The sequence below is a fragment of the Streptomyces sp. NPDC005302 genome (assembly GCF_040607345.1).
Taxonomy (GTDB): domain Bacteria; phylum Actinomycetota; class Actinomycetes; order Streptomycetales; family Streptomycetaceae; genus Streptomyces.
Window position 1 is genome coordinate 162236 of sequence record NZ_JBEXGN010000006.1, and the last position, 20049, is coordinate 182284.

Below are 20049 nucleotides of genomic sequence, written 5' to 3' on the forward strand. Positions count from 1 at the left end.
TGGTCCGGTGAAGAGCGAAGACACCCCCTTTGCCGGCGGCCCGCTGGACGGCCGCGTGCTGCCCGTACTGCTCGGGATCACCGGCCACCCGCCCAAGACGTACCGCGTCCCGGTGCCCGCCGCGGACGGCGGCCCGCCCACCGTGCTCGTGTACCGGCGCGTGCAGGCGGCGACGAGCAGGCGGCTCGGGCTCCACAAGGGGTGGAAGTACGAGTACGACCCCGAGGACGACGGGTCGGGACCGCGGTTCGCTTGGCCCTGGTCGACGCGCAGGCACAAGGGCGCCGGCACGGGCGACGCCACGCCGGGCGGCAACGCCGACGAGTGACCTTCTTGGGCCGAAGCGGTCACCCGGCGCGCGCCGGGGACGCGCCCGCTCGATCCTGCCGGTGCGAGACGGGCGGTGGACGGGCCGCCCCGGCACCGGAGGTGATGGCATGTCAGGAAGGCTTCTGCGTCTGGTCTGTACGGCGGCGGTGGCGGCCGGAGCGCTGCTCGCGCCCTCGCCCGCGGTGGCCGTCGCCGACCCCTCCCCGGCCGCGGGCAGCTCCGCGGACCCCTCGGACGACGGCGGGAGCGGCACCGACGGCGCCGCCGCTCCGGACGCCCCGCAGTCCGCGGCCACACTCCTGACGGAGCTTCAGCGGCTCTACCGGGAGGCCGAGAAGGCCACCGAGGCGTACAACGGCACCGCCGAGAAGCTGAAGAAGCAGCGCGCGGAGACCGGCAGACTCGACGCCCGCCTCGCCACGGCCCGCCTCTCCCTGCACGACAGCCGCGGAGCCGCCGGACGGCTGGCCCGGCAGCAGTACCAGAGCAGCGGCGAGATCTCCTCGTACGTACGGCTGCTGCTCGCCCGGGATCCGCAGCACGCGCTCGACCAGGGGCACGTGATCGGGCAGTTGTCGCTGGAGCGCGCCGAGACCGTGCAGCGGGTCACCGGCAGCGAGAAGCGGATCGACGTGCTCGCGCGGGCGGCCCGCAAGGCCCTCGACGGTCAACTGTCGCTCGCCGAACGGCAGAAGAAGGAACGCGACGCGGTGCGCGCGCGCCTCGACGCCGTGCAGAAGCTGCTCGCCTCGCTGACCGCGGACCAGATCGCCGAGCTGAACAGGACCGAGAAGGCCGGGACGGACACGGCGCAGCGGACCATCATGACGTCCGGGGCGCTCAGCAGCGCGCGGGCGCCGTCCCCGGCGGGCGAGCGGGCCGTGCGCTACGCCGTCGGACAGATCGGCAAGCCCTACGAGTGGGGCGCCGAGGGCCCGGCGGCCTACGACTGCTCGGGGCTCACCTCACAGGCCTGGGACCGGGCGGGCCGGCCCGTCCCCCGCACCAGCCAGGAACAGTGGGCCGAACTCCCGAAGGTCCCGCTGGACGAGCTGCGCCCCGGCGACCTGGTGGTCTACTTCCCCGAGGCCACGCACGTCGCGCTCTACCTGGGCGGCGGAATGGTCGTGCAGGCCCCGCGGCCCGGCACGGACATCAAGGTCTCCCCCATCGCGGCCAACCCCCTGCTGGGCGCGGTCCGCCCCGACCCGGGCGGGGAGCCCCTGCGGCACTACACACCGCCGAAGCTCCCCGAGGACGCCACGCAAGGAACAGACGAGGGCTACGCCTCCGTCGCCCCGGCAACCGAGGCCAGGTAGGCGCCGGAATCGCGGGGCGGAGAAGCTGCCCAACGGCCTCAGTCCTGTCTACCAGCAGCTTTCACCGGTAGGGCGTCCAGCGCCTTCCCATGGGTCGCCCCGCCGCTGTCACCGTCCCAGCCTGCCCAGTAGGAGCCCAGTTCGAGTACCAAGGCGCATGCATCGGCTTCGGGACGGCAGCCAGGGAGTGACCGGCGGGACGGACTCCCCCTGGACGCCCCGAGCGCCGCCGGACCAGCTCTGGACGCCCGCAGACGGCACCGGGAAATCTGGGGACTCCAGACAGAACGGGAGAACAGTCGGCTATGCGAAAAATTATGGCGCAAGTGGCCATCGCGACCGCCTCGGTGGCCGCTCTCACTCTCACGGCGCCCGCGCAGGCTTCGACCTACCGCGACTGCGCGTATCCCCACGTCTGCCTGTACAACGGGGCCTACTACAACGGCAGCAAGCTTGTGCAGTACAGGGACACCTACGCGCAGAACCTACCGAGCAATCGGAAGGACAAGGCGGATTCCGTCGTCAACACACGCAACGACGACTCGGTCTGGCTGATCGACACCCGAAGCTCCGGCAGTCGGTACCTCTGCATTCCCGCAAACACCCAGGTCAATCTCGGGGACTACGCACTGAGCGGCAGGGGAACCTGGGCAAACGACGTCGACGCCATCCACATCTGGAATGACAATGGCTTGTGCAGCGGCACGCGACACGTCACCCAAGGGGTCATCCACTAGGCCTTCGTTGACCGCCGCCGAGTACACGCTGAGCGAGCGCCCGGCGAACGGTCCCGTCACGTCGCTACTCCGAATTCCTTCCAACTGGCGGTTCTGTTACGGGCCGTGGGCCGTCGGATCGGGCGACGCAAGCCGGCGGATCCGGGATCAAGGGTGTTCGGCGACCACATAGACCGAGTCGGCCTTGGCCGCCTGGCCGACCGCAACGGAATAGGCGACGGTTCCCTCAGCTCTTCTCTGCGCTCCATGCCAGGAACTGCCCGGGAAGCTCCACCCGAAGCGCTGACCTTCCCCGCCGAGATCCCAACCGGCGGGCAGGCCCGGCGTGAGTGGACCCAGCTTGAGGGACTGAAGGAATGTTGTCAGGCCGGCGTGGGGGACCTTGAAGTGAAGGAAGAGGGTTCCCTCGGAGCCGATCAGAGATTCGTCGTCATGGAAGCGCACGTCCGCCGCCCTGTCGGGCAGGCTCACGCGGTAACGCTCAAGCACGGCTCCCAGCGAACCGTCGCCAATAACCACGTCGTCCGGCTTGCGGACATAGTCGTGCGGGTCCGCTTCATCTGGAAGCAGCAGCCAGCCAGTGCCACCCGCCAAGACGGCGACTATCGCGGCGCTGAACACCGCACCCCGCCAACGGGTCGAGCCCCGCTTCCCCTCCGACATGCGTCTATCTAAACGCAGAATGATCCAGGTCACCAACGAGGCGGACCAGTACGCGACCCCCATCACGAATGGGGCGAGACCGCACAACTCACCCCCTTAGAGGCCCGCGGCCGGACCCTCTGCGAGCCGTCCGGGGGTGGCCGACATCGGCAGATGACGAGAGTTGGTGACGAATCAACCTCGCATCACAGGTGGCGCGTTGGGCTCCGCCACCGATGCCCGACGTCGAAGGTAAGGCGAGCGGTACAGTCCGCGCCGTGGACATACCTGACTGGTTCGACTGGATCTTCCTCGGCCTGGCCGTCTGGCAGGCTCTCGCCCTGCCCCCCATCGTCCGCAGGACGCACGAACTCGACCCAGAGGTGCGAACCAAAGCACGCTTCGACCTGTTGGAAACGATCGGCAGCATCTTGCTCTTCTGCGGCATGCCCCTGAGTCAGAGGATTTCGGAGTCCTGGTTCTGGCTCGCCCTCGCCGGTTTCGTCCTCATGAGCGTCGGCTACGCCGTGAAGGGCCTCCGCCTGCACCGCGCCCGCCGCCGCCGCCCCACGGCCTGATTCCCGGATACGGAATCCGGTCAACCGAACAGCACGACCTTTGTCCACCTGATGTCTGCGGCCGGTCGGCCGCAGACATCGGCGTTGCTCTCATCGGCTGCCGACGTCGACAGATGGCGACAGGCGCCGACAGCCCGACCGCAGGTCAGACGTCTGTCAGGCGCCGGCAACCGAGGCCAGGTAGGCGCCCGTCTTTTCCGGGTCGTAGAAGAAGTTCTCGAAGTCGGCCGGGTTGTTGAAGCCGTTGGCGAAGCGGTCGGCCACGGGCTGGAGCTGGCCGGCCGCGCCGATCAGGTTGAGCACGTGCTCCGGCGGGACGCCGAGCATGGCGTTCGTCCACTTGGTGACGTGCTGCGCGGTGTCCCAGTAGCGGTCGAACGTCGCCTGCATCCACTCCTCGTCGAAGGGCTTGTCGCCGTGCTCGACGATCGAGGAGAGGTAGGCGGCGGCGCACTTGGACGCCGAGTTGGAGCCCTGTCCGGTGATCGGGTCGTTGGCCACGACGACGTCGGCGACGCCGAGGACCAGGCCACCCCCGGGAAGCCGGCCGATCGGGTTGCGGACCGTCGGGGCGTACCGCCCGGACAACGTGCCGCCCGCGTCGGTGAGTTCGACGTTGGTCGCCCGCGCGTACTCCCAGGGCGTGAACCGCTCCATGAGTTCCAGGGTCAGCGAGAGGTGCTCGGCGGGGTCCTTGACGCCGTTGAAGACGTCGAGCGGGCCCCCGGGGACGCCCTCCCAGAAGAGGATGTCGGCGCGGCCCGAGGTGGTGAGGGTCGGCATGATGAACAGCTCGCCGACGCCCGGGACCAGGTTGCAGCGCACCGCGTCGAAGTCGGGGTGCTCGGGGCGCGGGGCGAGACCGTGGACGTAGGCGACGGCGAGGGCGCGCTGCGGCTCGGTGTACGGCGAGCGGGAGGCGTCGCGGCCGAACATGGAGACGAGTTCGCCCTTGCCGGCGGAGACCAGCACCAGGTCGTACGTACGGGAGAAGTAGTCGAGGTCGGAGACCGCGGCGCCGTGGATGACCAGCTGGCCGCCGCGCTGGGCGAAGGTCTCCATCCAGCCGGCCATCTTGACCCGCTGGTCGACCGACTGGGCGTAGCCGTCGAGCTTGCCGACCCAGTCGATGGCGCGCTGCGAGGGGCCCGGGTCGAAGGAGCCGGGGGCGGCGACCGAGACACCGAGGCCCTCGATCCTCGGCGCCTGGGACTCCCAGAAGTTCACCTGGAGATCGCGCTCGTGCTGAAGTGCCGTGTCGAACATGCACTGTGTCGACATGACCCGGCCGGTGCGGATCTCGTCCGCCGTCCGGTTCGACATCAGGGTGACCTCGTATCCCTGCGACTGGAGGCCGAGGGCGAGCTGGAGTCCGGACTGACCGGCTCCGACGACGAGTATCTTCCGCATGCGGGTGTATCTCCTAGGACCTAGGCGTCCCTATTCGGGGCTGACTTCCAGCGCGTGGCCGACCACGGCCAGCAGGGTCTCGACGACCGAGATCCGGCGGCGCGCGTCCATGATCATGACAGGTATGTGCGGGGGCACGGTCAGGGCCTCGCGCACGTCGTCCGGCTCGAACCGCTCGCTGCCGTCGAAGTGGTTGACGGCGACGACGTACGGCAGGCCGCAGCTCTCGAAGTAGTCGAGCGCCGGGAAGCAGTCGGACAGACGGCGGGTGTCGGCGAGGACCACCGCGCCGATCGCGCCGCGCACCAGGTCGTCCCACATGAACCAGAACCGCTGCTGACCCGGCGTGCCGAAGAGGTACAGCACCAGGTCGTCGTCGAGGGTGATGCGGCCGAAGTCCATGGCCACGGTGGTGGTGACCTTGTCCGGCGTCCCCGTGAGGTCGTCGGTTTCCTCGCTGGCCTGGGTCATCAGCGCCTCCGTCTGGAGAGGCGTGATCTCCGAGACGGCGGTGACCATGGTGGTCTTGCCGACGCCGAAGCCGCCCGCCACCACGATCTTGGTGGCGATCGGCGCACGCGTGCGGTCCGTCTGCCAGGCCTGAAGGTTCTCCTCTTCGTCGAGGAGGGGGGCGACGCCAGGTGCGGCGTCAGAGACGACGGAGTCCACTCAGCACCCTTTCCAGCAGAGCGCGGTCCGGCTGTCCCGGGCCGTGACCTGTTCCGTACACACGGATCTTTCCCTGGTCCGCCAGGTCGCTCAGCAGCACTCGGACCACGCCGAGGGGCATCCTGAGGAGGGCGGCGATCTCGGCCACCGTGCGCATACGGCGGCAGAGTTCGACGATGGCCAGCATCTCGGGCATGACCCGGTTGGCGAGCGAGCCGTTCGTCAGTTCCTTGCGTTCCTCCGGGGCCTCCAGCGCGGCCACGAAGGTCTCCACGAGCAGGACGTGCCCGAAGCGGGTCCGTCCGCCGGTGAGCGAGTACGGGCGTACCCGTGCGGGCTTGCGGTCGCTGCCGCGCACGGGGAGCTTCTGCACACTGTTCGACGCGGTCATCGGGCACTCCCGAGCGCTTCGGCCTCAAGGGATTTTCGGAGTTCGGTGCGCAGCTCGGGCGTCAGCACGTGTCCGGCCCGGCCGACGAAGAGCGCCATGTGGTAGGCCACCACGCTCATGTCGCAGTCCGGGGAGCCGTGCACGCCGAGGAGCGAACCGTCGCTGATCGACATGACGAAGAGGCTGCCGTCCTCCATGGCGACCATCGTCTGCTTGACGCCACCGCCGTCCATCAGCTTGGCGGCCCCGATGGTGAGGCTGCCGATGCCGGAGACGATGGTGGCGAGGTCTGCCGCCGAACCCTTGGGTCCCGAGGGCCTGGTGGTGTCGGCCGTCCGTGCCTCGGCGTTGCGGCCGGGGTCGGAGGACAGCAGCAGCAGTCCGTCGGAGGAGACGACCGCGACCGACTGGAGGCCCGGCACCTCCTCGACGAGATTCGTCAACAGCCAGTGCAGGTTGCGGGCTTCGCTGCTCAGGCCGAAGGTACTGGGCGCGGTCAACTGCTTGCCTCCTCGACGGTGCCCCCCGATGCTTCTACGTCCTGTGCGGTGCGCGGGCGCCCGGTGGGCGTGGATCCCGCGGGCGCGTGTGCGGTGGGCGCGGGTGCCGGCGGGGTCTGTCCCGCGGGGGCGGGCGTCTCGCCCGTCCGGTCGGCGATCTCGGCCTCCACTTCACGACGGCCTTCGACCGCGCCCCGGTGGAACCCGCCCAGCCTGCGTCGCAGGGCGTCGGCGTCCACGCCGCCCACCCGGGGGCGCGGTGCCGCGGCGGGGGCGGAGATCTTCGGCGTCCGCTTGGGCAGGCCCTTGTCGGTGAGCCGGGGGCGCTCATCGGGGGCACGCTCGTGGCTGTCGGGGCCGATGGCGTAGGGATCGGTGCCGGCCGTCCGGGTGGGCAGCGGCTCCGCGGGTGCGGGCGCCGCGCCGGGGCGGGCCTCGGCACTGGTGGGTGCGGCTCCGGTGGGTACGGCTCCGGTGGGTGCGGTGGGTACGGCTCCGGCCGGGGCGCGTGTCCCGTCGCGGCGGGGCAGCGGCTCGGCGGAGACGTCCGCTCCGGGCGGCGCCGGCGCGGGGCCGGGCTCCGGTTCGCCGAAGGCCCCGGGGGTCTCCGCGCTCCGGTCGGCCGCCGGGTCGGCGGGGTGCGGATCCCGGGCGTCGGCCGCGAGGTCCGGGAGCAGCAGCTCCATGGTGGTCTCGGGTGTGGCCTCCGGTGCCGGTGCCGGGGCAGCGGACGCAAGCGGCTCGCGGGGCGCGGGGATGACCGGGGTCTCCGCGGAACCGGGCGCGAGGTCGGCGGCCTGCTCGGGCGCATGGTCCGGCGTGGGCTCACCGGCGTCCCGTACGGCCGCCTGGGCCGCGGCGATCAGCGGGTCCGCGTCACCGGCGGGAGTCGTGGTGGGGGCCGAACGGCCGCGCAGGACGTTGGAGTTGGCCTCCGCGTCGGCGCCGGGCAGGGCCACCGAGGGGGCGGCTCCGGCGAGCCGGGTGGCCGGGGGCGGGACGGTGGACGAGGGTGCCGTCGCCAGCAGGGACTTCGGCAGGACGACCACGGCGGCGACCCCGCCCTGCTTCTGCTCGCGCAGCTGTACGCGGACGCCGTGCCGGTGGGCGAGCCGGGCCACCACGTAGAGGCCGAGCCCGAGTCCCTCGCCGCTCTCCTGGTCGTAGGCGTCCTCGGGGTCGAAGTCGGCGAGCCGGGTGTTGAGCTGGCTCATCCGCTCGTCCGTCATGCCGATGCCCTCGTCCTGCACGGAGAGCATCACCTCGCCGCTCTCCAGGAGCCAGCCGGAGACCTCGATGGGCAGGTCGGGCGGCGAGAACGAGGAGGCGTTCTCCAGGAGTTCGGCCACCAGGTGGCTGAGGTCGTCGGCGGCGAACCCGGCGAGGTGGGCGTGCGGCGGCAGCGCGGCGATCCGTACCCGCTCGTAGCGTTCGATCTCGCTGACCGCGGCCCGGACGACGTCGACGAGCGGGACGGGGCTCGCGTGGTGCTGGACGTGCTCGGCGCCCGCGAGGACGAGGAGGTTCTCGCTGTGCCGCCGCATGACGGTGGCGAAGTGGTCGAGCTTGAACAGGGTGGCGAGGCGGTCCGGGTCCTGCTCGCGCTCCTCCAGGCCCTCGATGACCCCGAGCTGTCGTTCCACCAGGCCGAGGGTGCGCAGCGCGAGGTTGACGAAGGTGCCGTGGATGGTGCCGCGAACCTGCTCCAAGTGGCTTGCCGCCGCGGCGAGTTCGATGCGGAGCTTGTCGCGCTCGTCGGCCATCAGCCGGCGCTGGCCGATCAGGTGCTTGCGGTCGCCTTCGAGGGTGGCGTGCCGCTCCTGGAGCGCCGCGGCGTGCTCGTGCAGCGCGTTGACGGAGCGGACGACCTGGGCGAACTCGTCGTTGCGGCCGGTGAACGTCACCGGTTCCTGGGAGCCGGGGTCGGCGGCGAGCCGGGCCGAACCGCGGCGGAGCACGGAGAGCGGCCGGGTGAGCGTGCGGGCCATGGCCATCGTGACGCCGACCGCGACGAGGAGCAGCGCGCCGAGGAGGACGACGCGGATCTCCAGGGCGGTGACGTCGTCGTCCCGGAGCTGTTCGAGGTCCTTGGTGCGGTGGTCGTTCAGGGAGGACTCGGCGCCGCGCATCAGGTCGATGCGGGCGGACAGCGCGGCGTCCAGCTTCTCGGCGGAGGTGTCGAGTTCGCCGTCCGCGAGCTTCGGCTCGTCGGTGAGGCCCGCCAGGTACTTGTCGGCGGTGCCCACGTCGGGGCCGGTGACCGTGGAGTCGTAGGAGGTGACGGCCTTCTTGGGTGCCGTCTCCCGGAAGCCCGCGAGGGCCGCGTCGGAGCGGACCCGGGCCTGCTGGGCAGCGCTGCTCAGCGCGTCGCGCTGCTTGGCGCCGGCGGCCGAGGAGGCGGTCGTGGTGGTCGCCAGGCCCGTGAGGGGGTCGATGACGGTCTGTGTGGTGCGCGGGATGGCGAGGGCCGCGAGGAGCAGTCCGCGGGCGGCGGCGGACTGCTGGACGGCGGTGTCCAGTTCGGCGAGCGCGTGTGCGCCGGAACCGGCCCGGACCGGCATGCGGTCGGCCAGGTCCTCGGCGAGGGCGTGGAGTTCGGCGATGGCCTCGGAGTACGCCTGGTGCGCTTCGAGGGCGGTGCTCTTGCCGGTAAGGGCCGCGCGCCGCAGGGCGGCGATGCCGTCCAGGTCCTTGAGGAGTGCGGCGGGGGCCTCGTCGTCGGCGCGCAGTTCGTCGACCTGGCGGTCGACGCGGGCGCCGCGCTGCTCGGAGGGCGCCTTGACCTTGGGGCGTCCGGCGGCGACGTAGGAGGTGACGTCGTCGCGTTCGTCGGCCAAGGAGTGCGCGAGGGTGAGCGCCTGCTGGGTGCGCTGGGAGAGCGTCACCAGGTTCTGGGAGTCGTTCAGTTGCTGCGAGGCGGCCAGCACCGTGGGCGCGCCGGCTCCGGCGATGGCGACCGCGACGACCGCCACGGCGACGATGAGCCGGTTGCGTACGTGGGCGGTCCTGCCCCGGTCCGTGGAGCCGGTGGCGTCGCCGACGGCGCCACCCTCCGCGGAACTGGAGACCGTCTTCTTGCCTGTGCGCCTCGGCCGCGTCTTCTGCACCGGTGCTCGCATTCCTGACTCGTGTACCCATCTGGGGCCCGGGTGACGTCCCGTCGATCGCGGCGTCCGCCCGGTACGGCTCCCGACCCTCCCAGTGCCGGTGGGCGGTGGTCCCGCTTCGTCCGGCCCGCCACCCGAAGGAGTGAACCCCGGAGGGGAGTTGGCGGGCAAGTTCCTGCGGCGTTTGCCACGAGCCCGCGCGGCGGGCCGGTTGGACGTCGGGACCGGGCTTTGGCAGGATGCGCCGCCACGCGTTGCCGGAGTCGATCATTCCATGCCAAACCAGGCTGCCGGGCTGGTGGTCGGCACGGGTTCGGCGACCGTTGCCGGGCTTTCGTGAGCCTTGTGAAGGGCTCGTGCAGACTGGTGTGATGCGCACTGAACTCGTCTCGGAGCCCGGCGACCCGGCCCGCCCCAATGAGGACTTCGCATCGGTCGGGCTTCCCGCTTCAGGACAGGGCGGTTCACTGGTCGTGCTGGACGGGGTGACTCCGCCCCGGAGCGACTACGGCTGCCGGCACACGGTCGCCTGGTTCTCCGCGCGGCTCGGCGGCGCCTTGGTCGAACTGTCCGTTTCGCAGGGCGATGTGACGCTGCGGGAGGTGCTGGCCGAGGCGATCCGCCGGGTGGCCGCGGCGCACGCCACGACCTGTGACCTTTCTCACCCAAGGACGCCTCAGGCAACCGTCGTGCTCGCACGGTGGTCCGCCTCCGAGGTCGAGTATCTGGTCCTGTCCGACTCGGCCCTGCTGGTGGAATCACCCGTCGGCGAGGTGACGGCGCTGCTCGACGACCGCCTCTCCCGCGTGCCGCGCGCCTCCCTCGTCTCGGACGCGGTGGCCGACGCCACGGTCCGCAACAGGGAGGGCGGCTTCTTCACGGCGGCGGCGGATCCCGCGGTGGCCGCCCGCGCGGTGACGGGCACGCTGCCCCGCGCCTCGGTCCGCGCCCTGGCCGCTCTCACGGACGGCGCGACCCGCTGGGTGGAGAAGTTCCACGAGGGCGACTGGGCCGCTCTGTTCGCGCTGGTGCGCAAGGAGGGGTCCGCGTCCGTGGTGGACCGCGTCCGGGAGCTGGAGCGCGCCGACGCGGTGGAGCGGCGGCACCTGCGGCGGAGCAAGGCGCACGACGACGCGACGGTGGTGTTCGCGGAACTGTGAGCAAGGCCGGGATCGGCGCCGGGATCGGCGCCGTTCAGCTGCGGACGCGGGTGCTCACTTCTCCATGCCGGAGTTCAGCTGGTGCAGCAGCCGGGCGAGTTCGGCGACCTCGTCCTGGTCCCAGTGGGCGAGCTGGCGGACGTAACGTGCGCGGCGGGCCTCGCGGACGCTGGTGACGCGGCCGCGGCCCTCGTCGGTGAGATGGACGAGCCAGGCGCGGCCGTCGGCCGGGTCGGGTTCGCGGGCGACGAGGCCCAACTCCTCCAGGGCGCGCAGCTGCCGGGACATGGTGGCCTTGCCGACGCCGATGTAGGCGGCGAGTTCGGTGGCGCGCTGGCGGCCGCATTCGTCGAGCCGGACCAGCAGTCCGTACGCGGCGGACTCCAGATCGGGGTGGACCTCGCGGGCCATCTCGCCCTGGCTGGCCCGGGCCCGGCGCAGGAACACCGTCAACTCGCGCTCCAGGGAGAGGAACTCGTGCACCCCGTCCCCGTGGTCCACGGTCCGCCCCGCCCCGTGGCCCGACGCGTCGGACGCGGCCGGAAGCCCGCCGTCGTTGCCGTGATCGTGCACGTCAGCACCCCTGACTCGGTTTCCCGATCCTGAAAGTTTTAGCCAGAACTCGCCCGTTACCGCAGCTCCGCCAGTATTTCGCAGGCGTAGACCAACGGCAGCGCCCGGCCCCTCTTCCCACGCCGTGGTCTACGTGCGTAGCTTCTTTATCAGGCACTTATCTCGCTGGCATGCGCACGCCATTCTGGGTCAACGGCGACCCGTTCCCCAAGGCCCGCGTGCCCGCGCTCTCCCCCCACCGAGCTCCCGTGGAGCTCCATCGCCCTTCGGAGGCACGCACATGCCCGTGCACAGATCCGGAACGGCCCGCCGCCTGCGCCTGCTCGCGGCCGGAACCCTGCTCGCCGCGTTCTCCCTGTTGTCCACCCTCCCCTCCTCCGCCGCGGACATCCCCGCCCGGGGCTCCGCCCGGATGGGCATGGGGGTCGTCGCCCACGACGGCCAGGGCGGTCTGCCCACCGGCACCCAGGCCACCCAGACGGAAGGCGTCGACGTCTCCGGCTACCAGGGCACCGTCGCCTGGTCCACGCTGTGGAACAGCGGAGTCCGCTGGGCCTACACGAAGGCGAGCGAGGGGACGTACTACACGAACCCCTCCTTCACCCAGCAGTACAACGGCTCCTACGGCGTCGGCATGGTCCGCGGCGCCTACCACTTCGCCACTCCCGACACGACGACCGGCGCCGTCCAGGCCAACTACTTCGTCGACCACGGCGGCGGCTGGTCCAAGGACGGGAAGACGCTGCCGGGCACGCTCGACATCGAGTGGAACCCGTACGGGGCCGCCTGTTACGGCAAGACCCCGAGTGCGATGGTCAGCTGGATCAGCAGTTTCCTCACCCAGTACAAGGCCCGCACCGGGCGTGACGCGGTGATCTACACGGCCACCAGCTGGTGGAGCCAGTGCACCGGCAACTACGCCGGTTTCGCCGCCGCCAACCCGCTGTGGATCGCCCGGTACGCCTCCGATCCGGGGACGCTGCCGGCCGGGTGGGGCTACTACACGATGTGGCAGTACACGTCGTCCGGCCCGACGGTCGGTGACCACGACCGTTTCAACGGCGCCCTGGACCGCGTGGTGGCCCTCGCCAACGGCTGACCCGCGCCGCGACGCACCAGGCGGGCACCCGACGCACGACGGACGGGCCCGCCGCACGGCGAAGGCCCGGGCCTCCCTCACGGGACCCGGGCCTTCCCCTCCGATGGGCGTCCGTCACGCCGCCACCGGAACCTCCGGCACGACACCGTTGGTCGCCGGCGCCAGTGCCAGCTCCAGGACCTGGCGGACGTCCGTGACGGCGTGGACGTCGAGCTTCTCCAGGACCTCGGCCGGGACGTCGTCCAGGTCGGCCTCGTTGCGCTTCGGGATGATCACGGTCGTGACACCCGCCCGGTGCGCGGCGAGCAGCTTCTGCTTCACCCCGCCGATGGGCAGGACACGGCCGGTCAGCGAGACCTCACCGGTCATGGCCACGTCGGTGCGCACCAGCCGGCCCGAGAGCAGCGACGCGAGGGCGGTCGTCATGGTGACACCCGCGCTCGGTCCGTCCTTGGGGACCGCGCCCGCCGGGAAGTGGATGTGCGCACCCCGGTCCTTCAGGTCGCCGACGGGGAGTTCGAGCTCCGCGCCGTGCGAGCGCAGGAAGGAGAGCGCGATCTGCGCGGACTCCTTCATCACGTCGCCGAGCTGACCGGTGAGGGTCAGGCCGGCGGCGCCCGTCTCCGGGTCGGCCAGCGACGCCTCCACGAAGAGGACGTCACCACCCGCTCCGGTCACGGCGAGACCGGTGGCGACACCGGGCACCGCGGTGCGGCGCTCGGCCGGGTCCTGGGCGGACTCGGGCACGTGGTGCGGGCGCCCGACGAGTCCGCGCAGGTCGGCGTCGGTCACCGTGAACGGCAGCTCCCGCTCGCCCAGTTCGTGCTGGGCCGCGACCTTGCGCAGCAGCCGGGCGATGCCCCGCTCCAGGTTCCGCACGCCCGCTTCCCTGGTGTACTCCCCGGCGAGCTTGCGCAGCGCGCTCTCGTCGAGGACGACCTCGTCCTTCTCCAGACCGGCCCGCTCCAGCTGGCGCGGCAGCAGGTGGTCCCGGGCGATGACGACCTTCTCGTCCTCGGTGTAGCCGTCGAGGCGGACCAGCTCCATACGGTCGAGCAGGGCCTCCGGGATGGCTTCGAGCACGTTGGCCGTCGCGAGGAACACGACGTCCGAGAGGTCGAGTTCGACCTCCAGGTAGTGGTCGCGGAAGGTGTGGTTCTGTGCCGGGTCGAGGACTTCGAGCAGCGCCGCCGCCGGGTCGCCCCGGAAGTCGGAGCCGACCTTGTCGATCTCGTCGAGCAGGACCACCGGGTTCATCGACCCGGCCTCCTTGATGGCGCGGACGATCCGGCCGGGCAGCGCGCCGACGTACGTACGACGGTGGCCGCGGATCTCGGCCTCGTCCCGGACGCCGCCGAGGGCGACGCGGACGAACTTGCGGCCCATGGCGTGCGCGACGGACTCGCCGAGCGAGGTCTTGCCGACGCCGGGCGGGCCGACGAGCGCGAGCACGGCACCGCCGCGCCGGCCACCGACGACGCCGAGGCCGCGGTCCGAGCGGCGCTTGCGCACGGCGAGGTACTCGGTGATGCGCTCCTTCACGTCCTCCAGGCCGGCGTGCTCGGCGTCGAGCACGGCCTGCGCGCCCTGGATGTCGTACTCGTCCTCGGTCCGTTCGTTCCACGGCAGTTCGAGGACGGTGTCGAGCCAGGTCCTGATCCAGCTGCCCTCGGGCGACTGGTCACTGGACCGCTCCAGCTTCTCGACCTCCTTGAGCGCGGCCTCGCGCACGTTCTCCGGGAGGTCGGCGGCCTCGACACGGGCGCGGTAGTCGTCGGACTCCTCCTCGCCCTCCTCTCCCTTGAGGTCGCGCAGCTCCTTGCGTACGGCTTCGAGCTGGCGGCGCAGCAGGAACTCGCGCTGCTGCTTGTCGACGCCCTCCTGGACGTCCTTGGCGATGGACTCGGCGACGTCCTGCTCGGCGAGGTGCTCGCGGAGCTGCTCGGTGGCGAGCTTCAGGCGGGCCACCGGGTCGGCGGTCTCCAGCAGCTCGACCTTCTGGTCGCGGGAGAGGAAGGGGGAGTAACCGGAGTTGTCGGCGAGCGCGGACACGTCGTCGATCTGCTGGACGCGGTCCACGACCTGCCAGGCGGCGCGCTTGCGCAGCCAGCTGGTGGCCAGCGCCTTGTACTCCTTGACCAGGTCGGTGACCCGGCCGGGCAGCGGCTCGGGCACGGTCTCGTCGACCCGGGTGCCCTCGACCCACAGCGCGGCCCCGGGCCCGGTGGTGCCCGCGCCGACCTTCACGCGACCTCGCCCGCGGATCAGCGCGCCCGGGTCGCCGTCGGCCAGCCGGCCGACCTGCTCGACGGTGCCGAGCACACCGGTGCTCGCGTACGTCCCGTCGATGCGCGGAACCAGGAGTACCTGGGGCTTGCCGGGCGCTGAACGAGCGGCGGACTGGGCTGCCTCCACGGCGGCCCGCACATCGGCGTCGTTCAGATCGAGCGGAACCACCATTCCAGGCAGCACGACCTCGTCGTCGAGCGGCAGCACGGGCAGAGTGAGTGATGCGGACGTCGAAGCCATGATCTTCCCTTCGGCATACAAGTTGAGCTATGTCGACTCAATGCATCGGAGTCCCTCAATGTTCCCCGGAGGCTGTTCGCTGTGAGCGATCACGCGGGGACGGCCGGAGGCGGGGTCCGGCGGGCGGCACGTATGGCGCGCGGCCGGCCGGCCTGACATGATCTCCCCAGTAATGGTCACTGAGCGCATAGGACTCTTACGTAAGGCGTGGGGCGTGAGCGGTCGCAGACGACGGCCGGGGACAGGGGGCAGGGGTGGACAGGATCGTGCGGGCCTGGGTGGACGGGTGGGTCGTATCGCGCGGGGCGGCGCCGCCGGTGGTCCGGGAGTGGGGCTACACGATCGACGTCGGGCAGGAGGGACACGTCACGCGGCACGTCCTCGGGGAGACGAACGGCCTGGTCGAGGCCGCGGTCGTCCGCAAGGTCGCGGAAGCGGTGACCGCACCCGGCGTCTGGCTCAAGGTCTTCGCCGAGCCGTCGGCCGTCCGTCAGCTGCTCGGCGGAGGCTGGTGGACCGACCCCGAACCGGGCTACCTGATGTCGGCCCCGCTGGTCACCACCGAGGACGCGGGCCCGGACGAGCCCCTCCCGCACGGCTACCGGCTGCGCGCCTGGTCCCGCGGCGGCGTCACCCGTGCCCTGGTCACGGCGTCGGACGGCTCCTGGGCGGCCCGGGGACAGATCGCCACGACGGGAGCGACGGCCGTCGTGGACCAGATCGAGACGTCGGCCGGGCACCGGCGGCGCGGACTCGGCCGCACGGTCATGCGCACGCTCCACCGGGCGGCGGCGGACCAGGGCGCGGAGACCGCCGTCCTCGCGGGAACGCCGGAGGGACGGGCGCTCTACGTGTCACTGGGCTGGCGCGTCGAGGCGCCGCTGCTGAGCGCGCGGTACGACGGGGCGGACCCGCGCTAGGAAGCCGCCGGACTGTCGGCTCCGGCGCCCCGAGCGGTTGCGGTCGGCGGGTCGGCCAGGTCGCGGCCGGTCCTCAAGTCGCCGCGCGCTCGCGCCGCACGCCGCACGAGCGGCCAGGTCGCGACGCCGAGGGCCAGCGCCAGGAGGTGGCCCCAGTTCGTCATCGGGTCGTCGAGCAGGATCAGGTCCTCCGCGAGGACGGAACCGACGAGCGCCAGCAGGGGCCACCGCAGCCACGGGGAGAGGAGTCCCGCGAGGGAGCCGACGCTCGCGGCGACCCCGAAGCTGATGCCGTAGTCGAACCGGTGCAGCGAGCTGCCGGGAAGATGCCCCGCCCACACCGCCAGCCCGACCGGTACCTCGGTGGCCAGCGTGGCGACCACGTGCCCGAGCAGGAAGACACCGGCGGCCCGGGCTCCCCCGATCCGCCGCTCCAGCGCGGTCAGCACCAGCAGGAACCCGGCAGCGTACGGCGAGAGGATCCCGCCGACGATCCACAGCGCGCTCGCGAACAGCACCGCCACGGGGTACCGCACCAGGTGCGCGACGTCCGTGCTGGACGCCTGGTGCAGGGCGCGCACGAGCGCGGGATCCGCGTGACCGGCGACGTACGAGGTGACGGCGAGGACGGTGGCGTACCCGAAGGTGAAGGGCGTGCCCAGAGGAGTGGGCAGCAGCCGTCCGACGGATCGGGCGGTCCGGGCCACGGGGCCGGCCGGCCGTCGAGCGGGCCGGGTACCCGGCCGCCTCGGCGAGGCGGCCGGGCTGGATGCGAACTCCGCCACCGGCCCGACGGGGCCCCGGGCCCCCGGCCCGGACGCGGCCGCCGGCGCGGCCTCGGCCGTGCGGAAGCACGCGGCGGCGGGTGATGTGGCGGAGCACCGCCCCACCGCGGCCGGCACGGCCCGCTGCCGGGGCAGCCCGTCGAGAAGCCCCGGCGCGACCCCGCCCGGCTCCGGCGGCGCGGACGAAGCGCGGCGCTCGGCGGGAGCGTCGCCACGACCGGCGGGCGTCCTGTCGGTCCGCCGTCGCCCGTCGCCGCTGTTCCGGTTCACGTCCACCGCCCCTTCCCTCGCGTCCAAGCCTTCGTTCCCCGTGAACCGCCGTCCATGACCGGCGCCACATGGGGAGTGATTCTCAGCAACTCCTCAGGATGCCCCCGGGATTTCACGGGGCGCGGAAAGAAAGGAGGAGGGAGAAGAGGAGGAGAGAAGCGAGACGCCGTCGGGGCCCCCGAGGCCCGTCCGGGCCCCGGACAATCCGCCTCTCCGCCCCCGCCCCGGTGCCAGGATGGAGGCCATGACTGCCACGTACGACATCCCCGTGGTCCTCGACCGGCGCCAGGGCCCGTACGGCGAGGTCGTGCTGCGGCGTCACGGCGCACTGCTGCAGATCATCGCCAACGGATGCTTCCTGATGGACACGTCCGACGGGCGTTCCGAGCGCCTGCTCGTGGACGCCGCTCATGACGCCCTGGACTTACGTCCGGAGCCGAGCGTGCTGATCGGCGGGCTGGGCGTCGGGTTCTCCCTCGCGCACGCCGCCGCGGACGAGCGCTGGGGGCGGATCACGGTGGTCGAGCGGGAGCGGGCCGTCATCGACTGGCACCGCGGGGGCCCCCTCGCCGGGCTGACGGCCACGGCGCTCGCCGACCCGCGGACGGAGATCGTCGAGGACGATCTCGTCGACTACGTCAATGAGATCTCCGACACGTTCGACGCCCTGTGTCTCGACATCGACAACGGACCCGGCTGGACGGTCACAGAGGGCAACGCGGGCCTGTACGGGAGGGCCGGACTCACAAGCTGCGCAAGGGCGTTGAAGCCGGGCGGCGTACTGGCCGTGTGGTCGGCCCAGCCCTCTCCGGAATTTGAAGGAACCTTGCGGAATGCCGGATTCCAACGGGTCCGTACCGAAGAGATCCCCGTTGCCCGGGGCGTTCCCGACGTGGTGCATCTCGCGGTAAGGCCTGGATAGCCGAGGCCCCGTGCCTGCCCGTACTCTGCTTTCCTGACGCGGATCATTCAAGCGTCAAGCGCAGTCATGGGATCACCCCACGGATTCCGGAAAGCACACTCAGGGGCGGGCGATGGAGCAGACACACACCTCCCAGAACGGCACGGCGGCGACACCGGGCGCTCAGCGCCGGGTGCTGGTGGTCGAGGACGACCCGACGATCGTCGAGGCCATCGCGGCCCGCCTGCGCGCCGAGGGATTCCTCGTGCAAACCGCGGGGGACGGTCCCGCCGCGGTGGACACGGCCGAGGCCTGGCAGCCCGATCTGCTGATCCTCGACATCATGCTGCCCGGCTTCGACGGCCTGGAGGTCTGCCGCCGCGTGCAGGCCGCCCGCCCGGTGCCGGTGCTGATGCTCACCGCGCGCGACGACGAGACCGACATGCTGGTCGGGCTCGGCGTCGGCGCCGACGACTACATGACGAAGCCCTTCTCGATGCGCGAGCTGGCCGCGCGCGTGCACGTCCTGCTCCGCAGGGTCGAGCGCGCCGTGGTCGCCGCCTCCACGCCCCGCAGCGGCATCCTGCGCCTCGGCGAGCTGGAGATCGACCACGCGCAGCGCCGGGTGCGGGTGCGCAGCGAGGACGTGCACCTCACTCCCACCGAGTTCGACCTGCTGGTCTGCCTCGCGAACACCCCGCGTGCCGTACTCTCGCGCGAGCAGCTGCTCGCCGAGGTGTGGGACTGGGCCGACGCGTCCGGTACCCGGACCGTGGACAGTCACATCAAGGCGCTGCGTCGCAAGATCGGTGCAGAGCGGATCCGTACGGTGCACGGCGTGGGCTACGCGCTGGAGACCCCGACTCCCTGAGCCGGGCCGTCGTCGGAACGTCGGGACCTGCACGACCGGGACCTTCGTGAGGGGCTGATGTGATGAGCGTGCTCGGCGAGCGGGGGCGCGGGCTCGGCGCGCGTTCCTCCGGGGAGCGCAGGGGCGCGGGCCCCTGGGCCGGTCTCCGGCCCTTCTCGATCAAGACCAAGCTGGGCGCGCTGGTCGTCATCTCGGTGCTCATCACCACGGGTCTGTCCATGATCGCGGTGCACACCAAGACGGAGCTCCGCTTCATCACGGTGTTCTCGATGATCGCCACCCTGCTGATCACCCAGTTCGTGGCGCACTCGCTCACCGCGCCGCTGGACGAGATGAACGCGGTGGCCCGGTCCATCTCGCACGGCGACTACACGCGCCGGGTGCGGGACGACCGGCGCGACGAACTGGGCGACCTGGCCCAGACGATCAACCTCATGGCGGACGAGCTGGAGGCCCAGGACCGCCAGCGCAAGGAACTCGTGGCGAATGTCTCGCACGAGCTGCGCACCCCCATCGCGGGACTGCGGGCGGTGCTGGAGAACGTCGTGGACGGGGTGTCCGCCGCCGACCCCGAGACGATGCGCACGGCGCTGAAGCAGACGGAGCGGCTCGGGCGGCTGGTGGAGACCCTGCTCGACCTGTCCCGCCTGGACAACGGCGTCGTCCCGCTGCGCCGCCGGCGCTTCGAGGTGTGGCCCTACCTGTCGGGTGTGCTGAAGGAGGCCAACATGGTCGCCTCGGCGCGGGCGGACATCGCGTCCGGCTCCGGCAGTCACACCCGCACCGACGTCCATCTGCACCTCGACGTGTCCCCTCCGGAGCTGACCGCGCACGCGGACCCGGAGCGGATCCACCAGGTCGTGGCGAATCTCATCGACAACGCGGTCAAGCACAGTCCGGCGCACGGCCGTGTGACGGTCAGGGCGCGACGGGGCGATCACCCGGAGTCGCTGTCGCTGGAGGTCCTGGACGAGGGTCCGGGCATCCCGAAGTCGGAGTGGCACCGCGTCTTCGAGCGGTTCAACCGCGGCGGGGTGCCCGCTCCGCACGGCCCCGGCAGCGACGGCGGCACGGGCCTCGGCCTGGCCATCGCCCGCTGGGCGGTCGATCTGCACGGCGGCCGGATCGGTGTGGCCGAATCCGAGCGGGGTTGCCGGATCCAGGTCATCCTTCCGGGACTTCCTTCTCTGCCAAGTTGACGTAAAGTTCGAAGCGGAGCCGCAAGATCCATCACGGTCGCCCTCGGCGTACACGTGTG

The 20049-nt window shown here is 71.7% G+C and carries 19 protein-coding genes; 10 read left to right on the forward strand and 9 right to left on the reverse strand.

What is annotated here, in order from left to right:
* Positions 1–7: 7 nt before the first annotated feature.
* The 3 genes from ABZT74_RS11405 to ABZT74_RS11415 all read left to right on the forward strand — a co-directional run bounded on the left by ABZT74_RS11405 (position 8) and on the right by ABZT74_RS11415 (position 2386).
* Positions 8–328, forward strand: a complete 321-nt coding sequence (locus tag ABZT74_RS11405) for a hypothetical protein (RefSeq protein WP_355875890.1) — start codon at positions 8–10, stop codon at positions 326–328.
* A gap of 109 nt (positions 329–437) precedes the next feature.
* A complete protein-coding gene (locus ABZT74_RS11410; RefSeq protein ID WP_356434222.1) occupies positions 438–1649 on the forward strand; it encodes an NlpC/P60 family protein in 1212 nt (403 codons plus the stop codon).
* Between the two features lie 326 nt (positions 1650–1975).
* On the forward strand, positions 1976–2386 hold the full coding sequence (locus ABZT74_RS11415) for a peptidase inhibitor family I36 protein (RefSeq protein ID WP_356434224.1): 411 nt from the start codon (positions 1976–1978) through the stop codon (positions 2384–2386).
* Positions 2387–2533: 147 nt separating this feature from the next.
* On the opposite strand, the gene ABZT74_RS11420 is transcribed toward ABZT74_RS11415, so the two are convergent.
* Positions 2534–2980, reverse strand: coding sequence for a hypothetical protein (locus ABZT74_RS11420; RefSeq protein WP_356434226.1), 447 nt, complete (start codon positions 2978–2980; stop codon positions 2534–2536).
* 326 nt (positions 2981–3306) lie between these two features.
* Between ABZT74_RS11420 and ABZT74_RS11425 the strand changes: the two genes are divergently transcribed.
* On the forward strand, positions 3307–3606 hold the full coding sequence (locus tag ABZT74_RS11425) for a hypothetical protein (protein WP_356434228.1): 300 nt from the start codon (positions 3307–3309) through the stop codon (positions 3604–3606).
* Positions 3607–3762: 156 nt separating this feature from the next.
* Here the strand turns inward: ABZT74_RS11425 and ABZT74_RS11430 are convergent, their stop codons facing one another.
* From ABZT74_RS11430 to ABZT74_RS11450, 5 genes are read right to left on the reverse strand one after another with little or no spacing between them, the layout of a single operon-like run.
* Positions 3763–5016, reverse strand: coding sequence for a styrene monooxygenase/indole monooxygenase family protein (locus ABZT74_RS11430; RefSeq protein WP_356434230.1), 1254 nt, complete (start codon positions 5014–5016; stop codon positions 3763–3765).
* 30 nt (positions 5017–5046) lie between these two features.
* The gene (locus tag ABZT74_RS11435; protein WP_355875896.1) at positions 5047–5685 is read right to left on the reverse strand and encodes an ATP/GTP-binding protein; all 639 of its coding nucleotides are present in this window, start codon (positions 5683–5685) and stop codon (positions 5047–5049) included.
* Positions 5666–6076 carry a DUF742 domain-containing protein gene (locus ABZT74_RS11440; protein ID WP_355875898.1) on the reverse strand — a complete coding sequence of 137 codons (411 nt, stop codon included), beginning with the start codon at positions 6074–6076 and terminating at the stop codon, positions 5666–5668. The genes ABZT74_RS11435 and ABZT74_RS11440 overlap by 20 nt, the downstream gene beginning before the upstream one ends.
* The gene (locus tag ABZT74_RS11445; RefSeq protein ID WP_355875900.1) at positions 6073–6576 is read right to left on the reverse strand and encodes a roadblock/LC7 domain-containing protein; all 504 of its coding nucleotides are present in this window, start codon (positions 6574–6576) and stop codon (positions 6073–6075) included. The genes ABZT74_RS11440 and ABZT74_RS11445 overlap by 4 nt, the downstream gene beginning before the upstream one ends.
* Positions 6573–9695 (reverse strand): nitrate- and nitrite sensing domain-containing protein, encoded by a 3123-nt coding sequence (locus ABZT74_RS11450; RefSeq protein WP_356434232.1) that lies wholly within the window; start codon positions 9693–9695, stop codon positions 6573–6575. Before ABZT74_RS11450 ends, ABZT74_RS11445 begins: the two co-directional genes overlap by 4 nt.
* 359 nt (positions 9696–10054) lie before the next feature.
* Here ABZT74_RS11450 and ABZT74_RS11455 point away from each other — a divergent pair, with 359 nt between their 5' ends.
* Positions 10055–10843: a protein phosphatase 2C domain-containing protein gene (locus tag ABZT74_RS11455; RefSeq protein WP_356434234.1), complete on the forward strand. Its 789-nt coding sequence runs from the start codon at positions 10055–10057 to the stop codon at positions 10841–10843.
* Positions 10844–10897: 54 nt separating this feature from the next.
* Here the strand turns inward: ABZT74_RS11455 and ABZT74_RS11460 are convergent, their stop codons facing one another.
* Positions 10898–11416: a MarR family transcriptional regulator gene (locus ABZT74_RS11460; RefSeq protein WP_355875907.1), complete on the reverse strand. Its 519-nt coding sequence runs from the start codon at positions 11414–11416 to the stop codon at positions 10898–10900.
* A 280-nt stretch (positions 11417–11696) separates the two neighbouring features.
* Between ABZT74_RS11460 and ABZT74_RS11465 the strand changes: the two genes are divergently transcribed.
* Entirely contained in the window at positions 11697–12515 is an 819-nt protein-coding gene (locus ABZT74_RS11465) for a lysozyme (protein WP_356166622.1), read from the forward strand.
* Positions 12516–12629: 114 nt separating this feature from the next.
* On the opposite strand, the gene lon is transcribed toward ABZT74_RS11465, so the two are convergent.
* A complete protein-coding gene (lon, locus tag ABZT74_RS11470) occupies positions 12630–15044 on the reverse strand; it encodes an endopeptidase La (protein WP_356434236.1) in 2415 nt (804 codons plus the stop codon).
* Positions 15045–15298: 254 nt separating this feature from the next.
* On the opposite strand from lon, the gene ABZT74_RS11475 reads away from it, so the two are divergent.
* The gene (locus tag ABZT74_RS11475; protein ID WP_356434238.1) at positions 15299–15964 is read left to right on the forward strand and encodes a GNAT family N-acetyltransferase; all 666 of its coding nucleotides are present in this window, start codon (positions 15299–15301) and stop codon (positions 15962–15964) included.
* Here ABZT74_RS11475 and ABZT74_RS11480 read toward each other — a convergent pair.
* Positions 15961–16749: a rhomboid-like protein gene (locus tag ABZT74_RS11480; RefSeq protein WP_356434448.1), complete on the reverse strand. Its 789-nt coding sequence runs from the start codon at positions 16747–16749 to the stop codon at positions 15961–15963. The genes ABZT74_RS11475 and ABZT74_RS11480 overlap by 4 nt on opposite strands.
* Before the next feature lie 514 nt (positions 16750–17263).
* On the opposite strand from ABZT74_RS11480, the gene ABZT74_RS11485 reads away from it, so the two are divergent.
* The 3 genes from ABZT74_RS11485 (at position 17264) to ABZT74_RS11495 (ending at position 19990) form a co-directional block, all read left to right on the forward strand.
* Entirely contained in the window at positions 17264–17941 is a 678-nt protein-coding gene (locus ABZT74_RS11485; RefSeq protein ID WP_356434241.1) for a spermidine synthase, read from the forward strand.
* A 112-nt stretch (positions 17942–18053) separates the two neighbouring features.
* On the forward strand, positions 18054–18791 hold the full coding sequence (locus tag ABZT74_RS11490; RefSeq protein ID WP_355875922.1) for a response regulator transcription factor: 738 nt from the start codon (positions 18054–18056) through the stop codon (positions 18789–18791).
* Between the two features lie 62 nt (positions 18792–18853).
* A complete protein-coding gene (locus ABZT74_RS11495) occupies positions 18854–19990 on the forward strand; it encodes a HAMP domain-containing sensor histidine kinase (RefSeq protein ID WP_355875925.1) in 1137 nt (378 codons plus the stop codon).
* Positions 19991–20049 lie beyond the last annotated feature (59 nt).

What these genes read in the sequence shown, in the direction of transcription:
- ABZT74_RS11410 (WP_356434222.1), top strand. Translation starts at nt 438, where the DNA reads ATGTCAGGAAGGCTTCTGCGTCTGGTCTGTACGGCGGCGGTGGCGGCC.
- ABZT74_RS11430 (WP_356434230.1), bottom strand. Translation starts at nt 5,016, where the DNA reads ATGCGGAAGATACTCGTCGTCGGAGCCGGTCAGTCCGGACTCCAGCTC.
- ABZT74_RS11440 (WP_355875898.1), bottom strand. Translation starts at nt 6,076, where the DNA reads ATGACCGCGTCGAACAGTGTGCAGAAGCTCCCCGTGCGCGGCAGCGAC.
- ABZT74_RS11450 (WP_356434232.1), bottom strand. Translation starts at nt 9,695, where the DNA reads ATGCGAGCACCGGTGCAGAAGACGCGGCCGAGGCGCACAGGCAAGAAG.
- ABZT74_RS11455 (WP_356434234.1), top strand. Translation starts at nt 10,055, where the DNA reads ATGCGCACTGAACTCGTCTCGGAGCCCGGCGACCCGGCCCGCCCCAAT.
- ABZT74_RS11465 (WP_356166622.1), top strand. Translation starts at nt 11,697, where the DNA reads ATGCCCGTGCACAGATCCGGAACGGCCCGCCGCCTGCGCCTGCTCGCG.
- lon (WP_356434236.1), bottom strand. Translation starts at nt 15,044, where the DNA reads ATGGCTTCGACGTCCGCATCACTCACTCTGCCCGTGCTGCCGCTCGAC.
- ABZT74_RS11485 (WP_356434241.1), top strand. Translation starts at nt 17,264, where the DNA reads ATGACTGCCACGTACGACATCCCCGTGGTCCTCGACCGGCGCCAGGGC.
- ABZT74_RS11490 (WP_355875922.1), top strand. Translation starts at nt 18,054, where the DNA reads ATGGAGCAGACACACACCTCCCAGAACGGCACGGCGGCGACACCGGGC.
- ABZT74_RS11495 (WP_355875925.1), top strand. Translation starts at nt 18,854, where the DNA reads ATGAGCGTGCTCGGCGAGCGGGGGCGCGGGCTCGGCGCGCGTTCCTCC.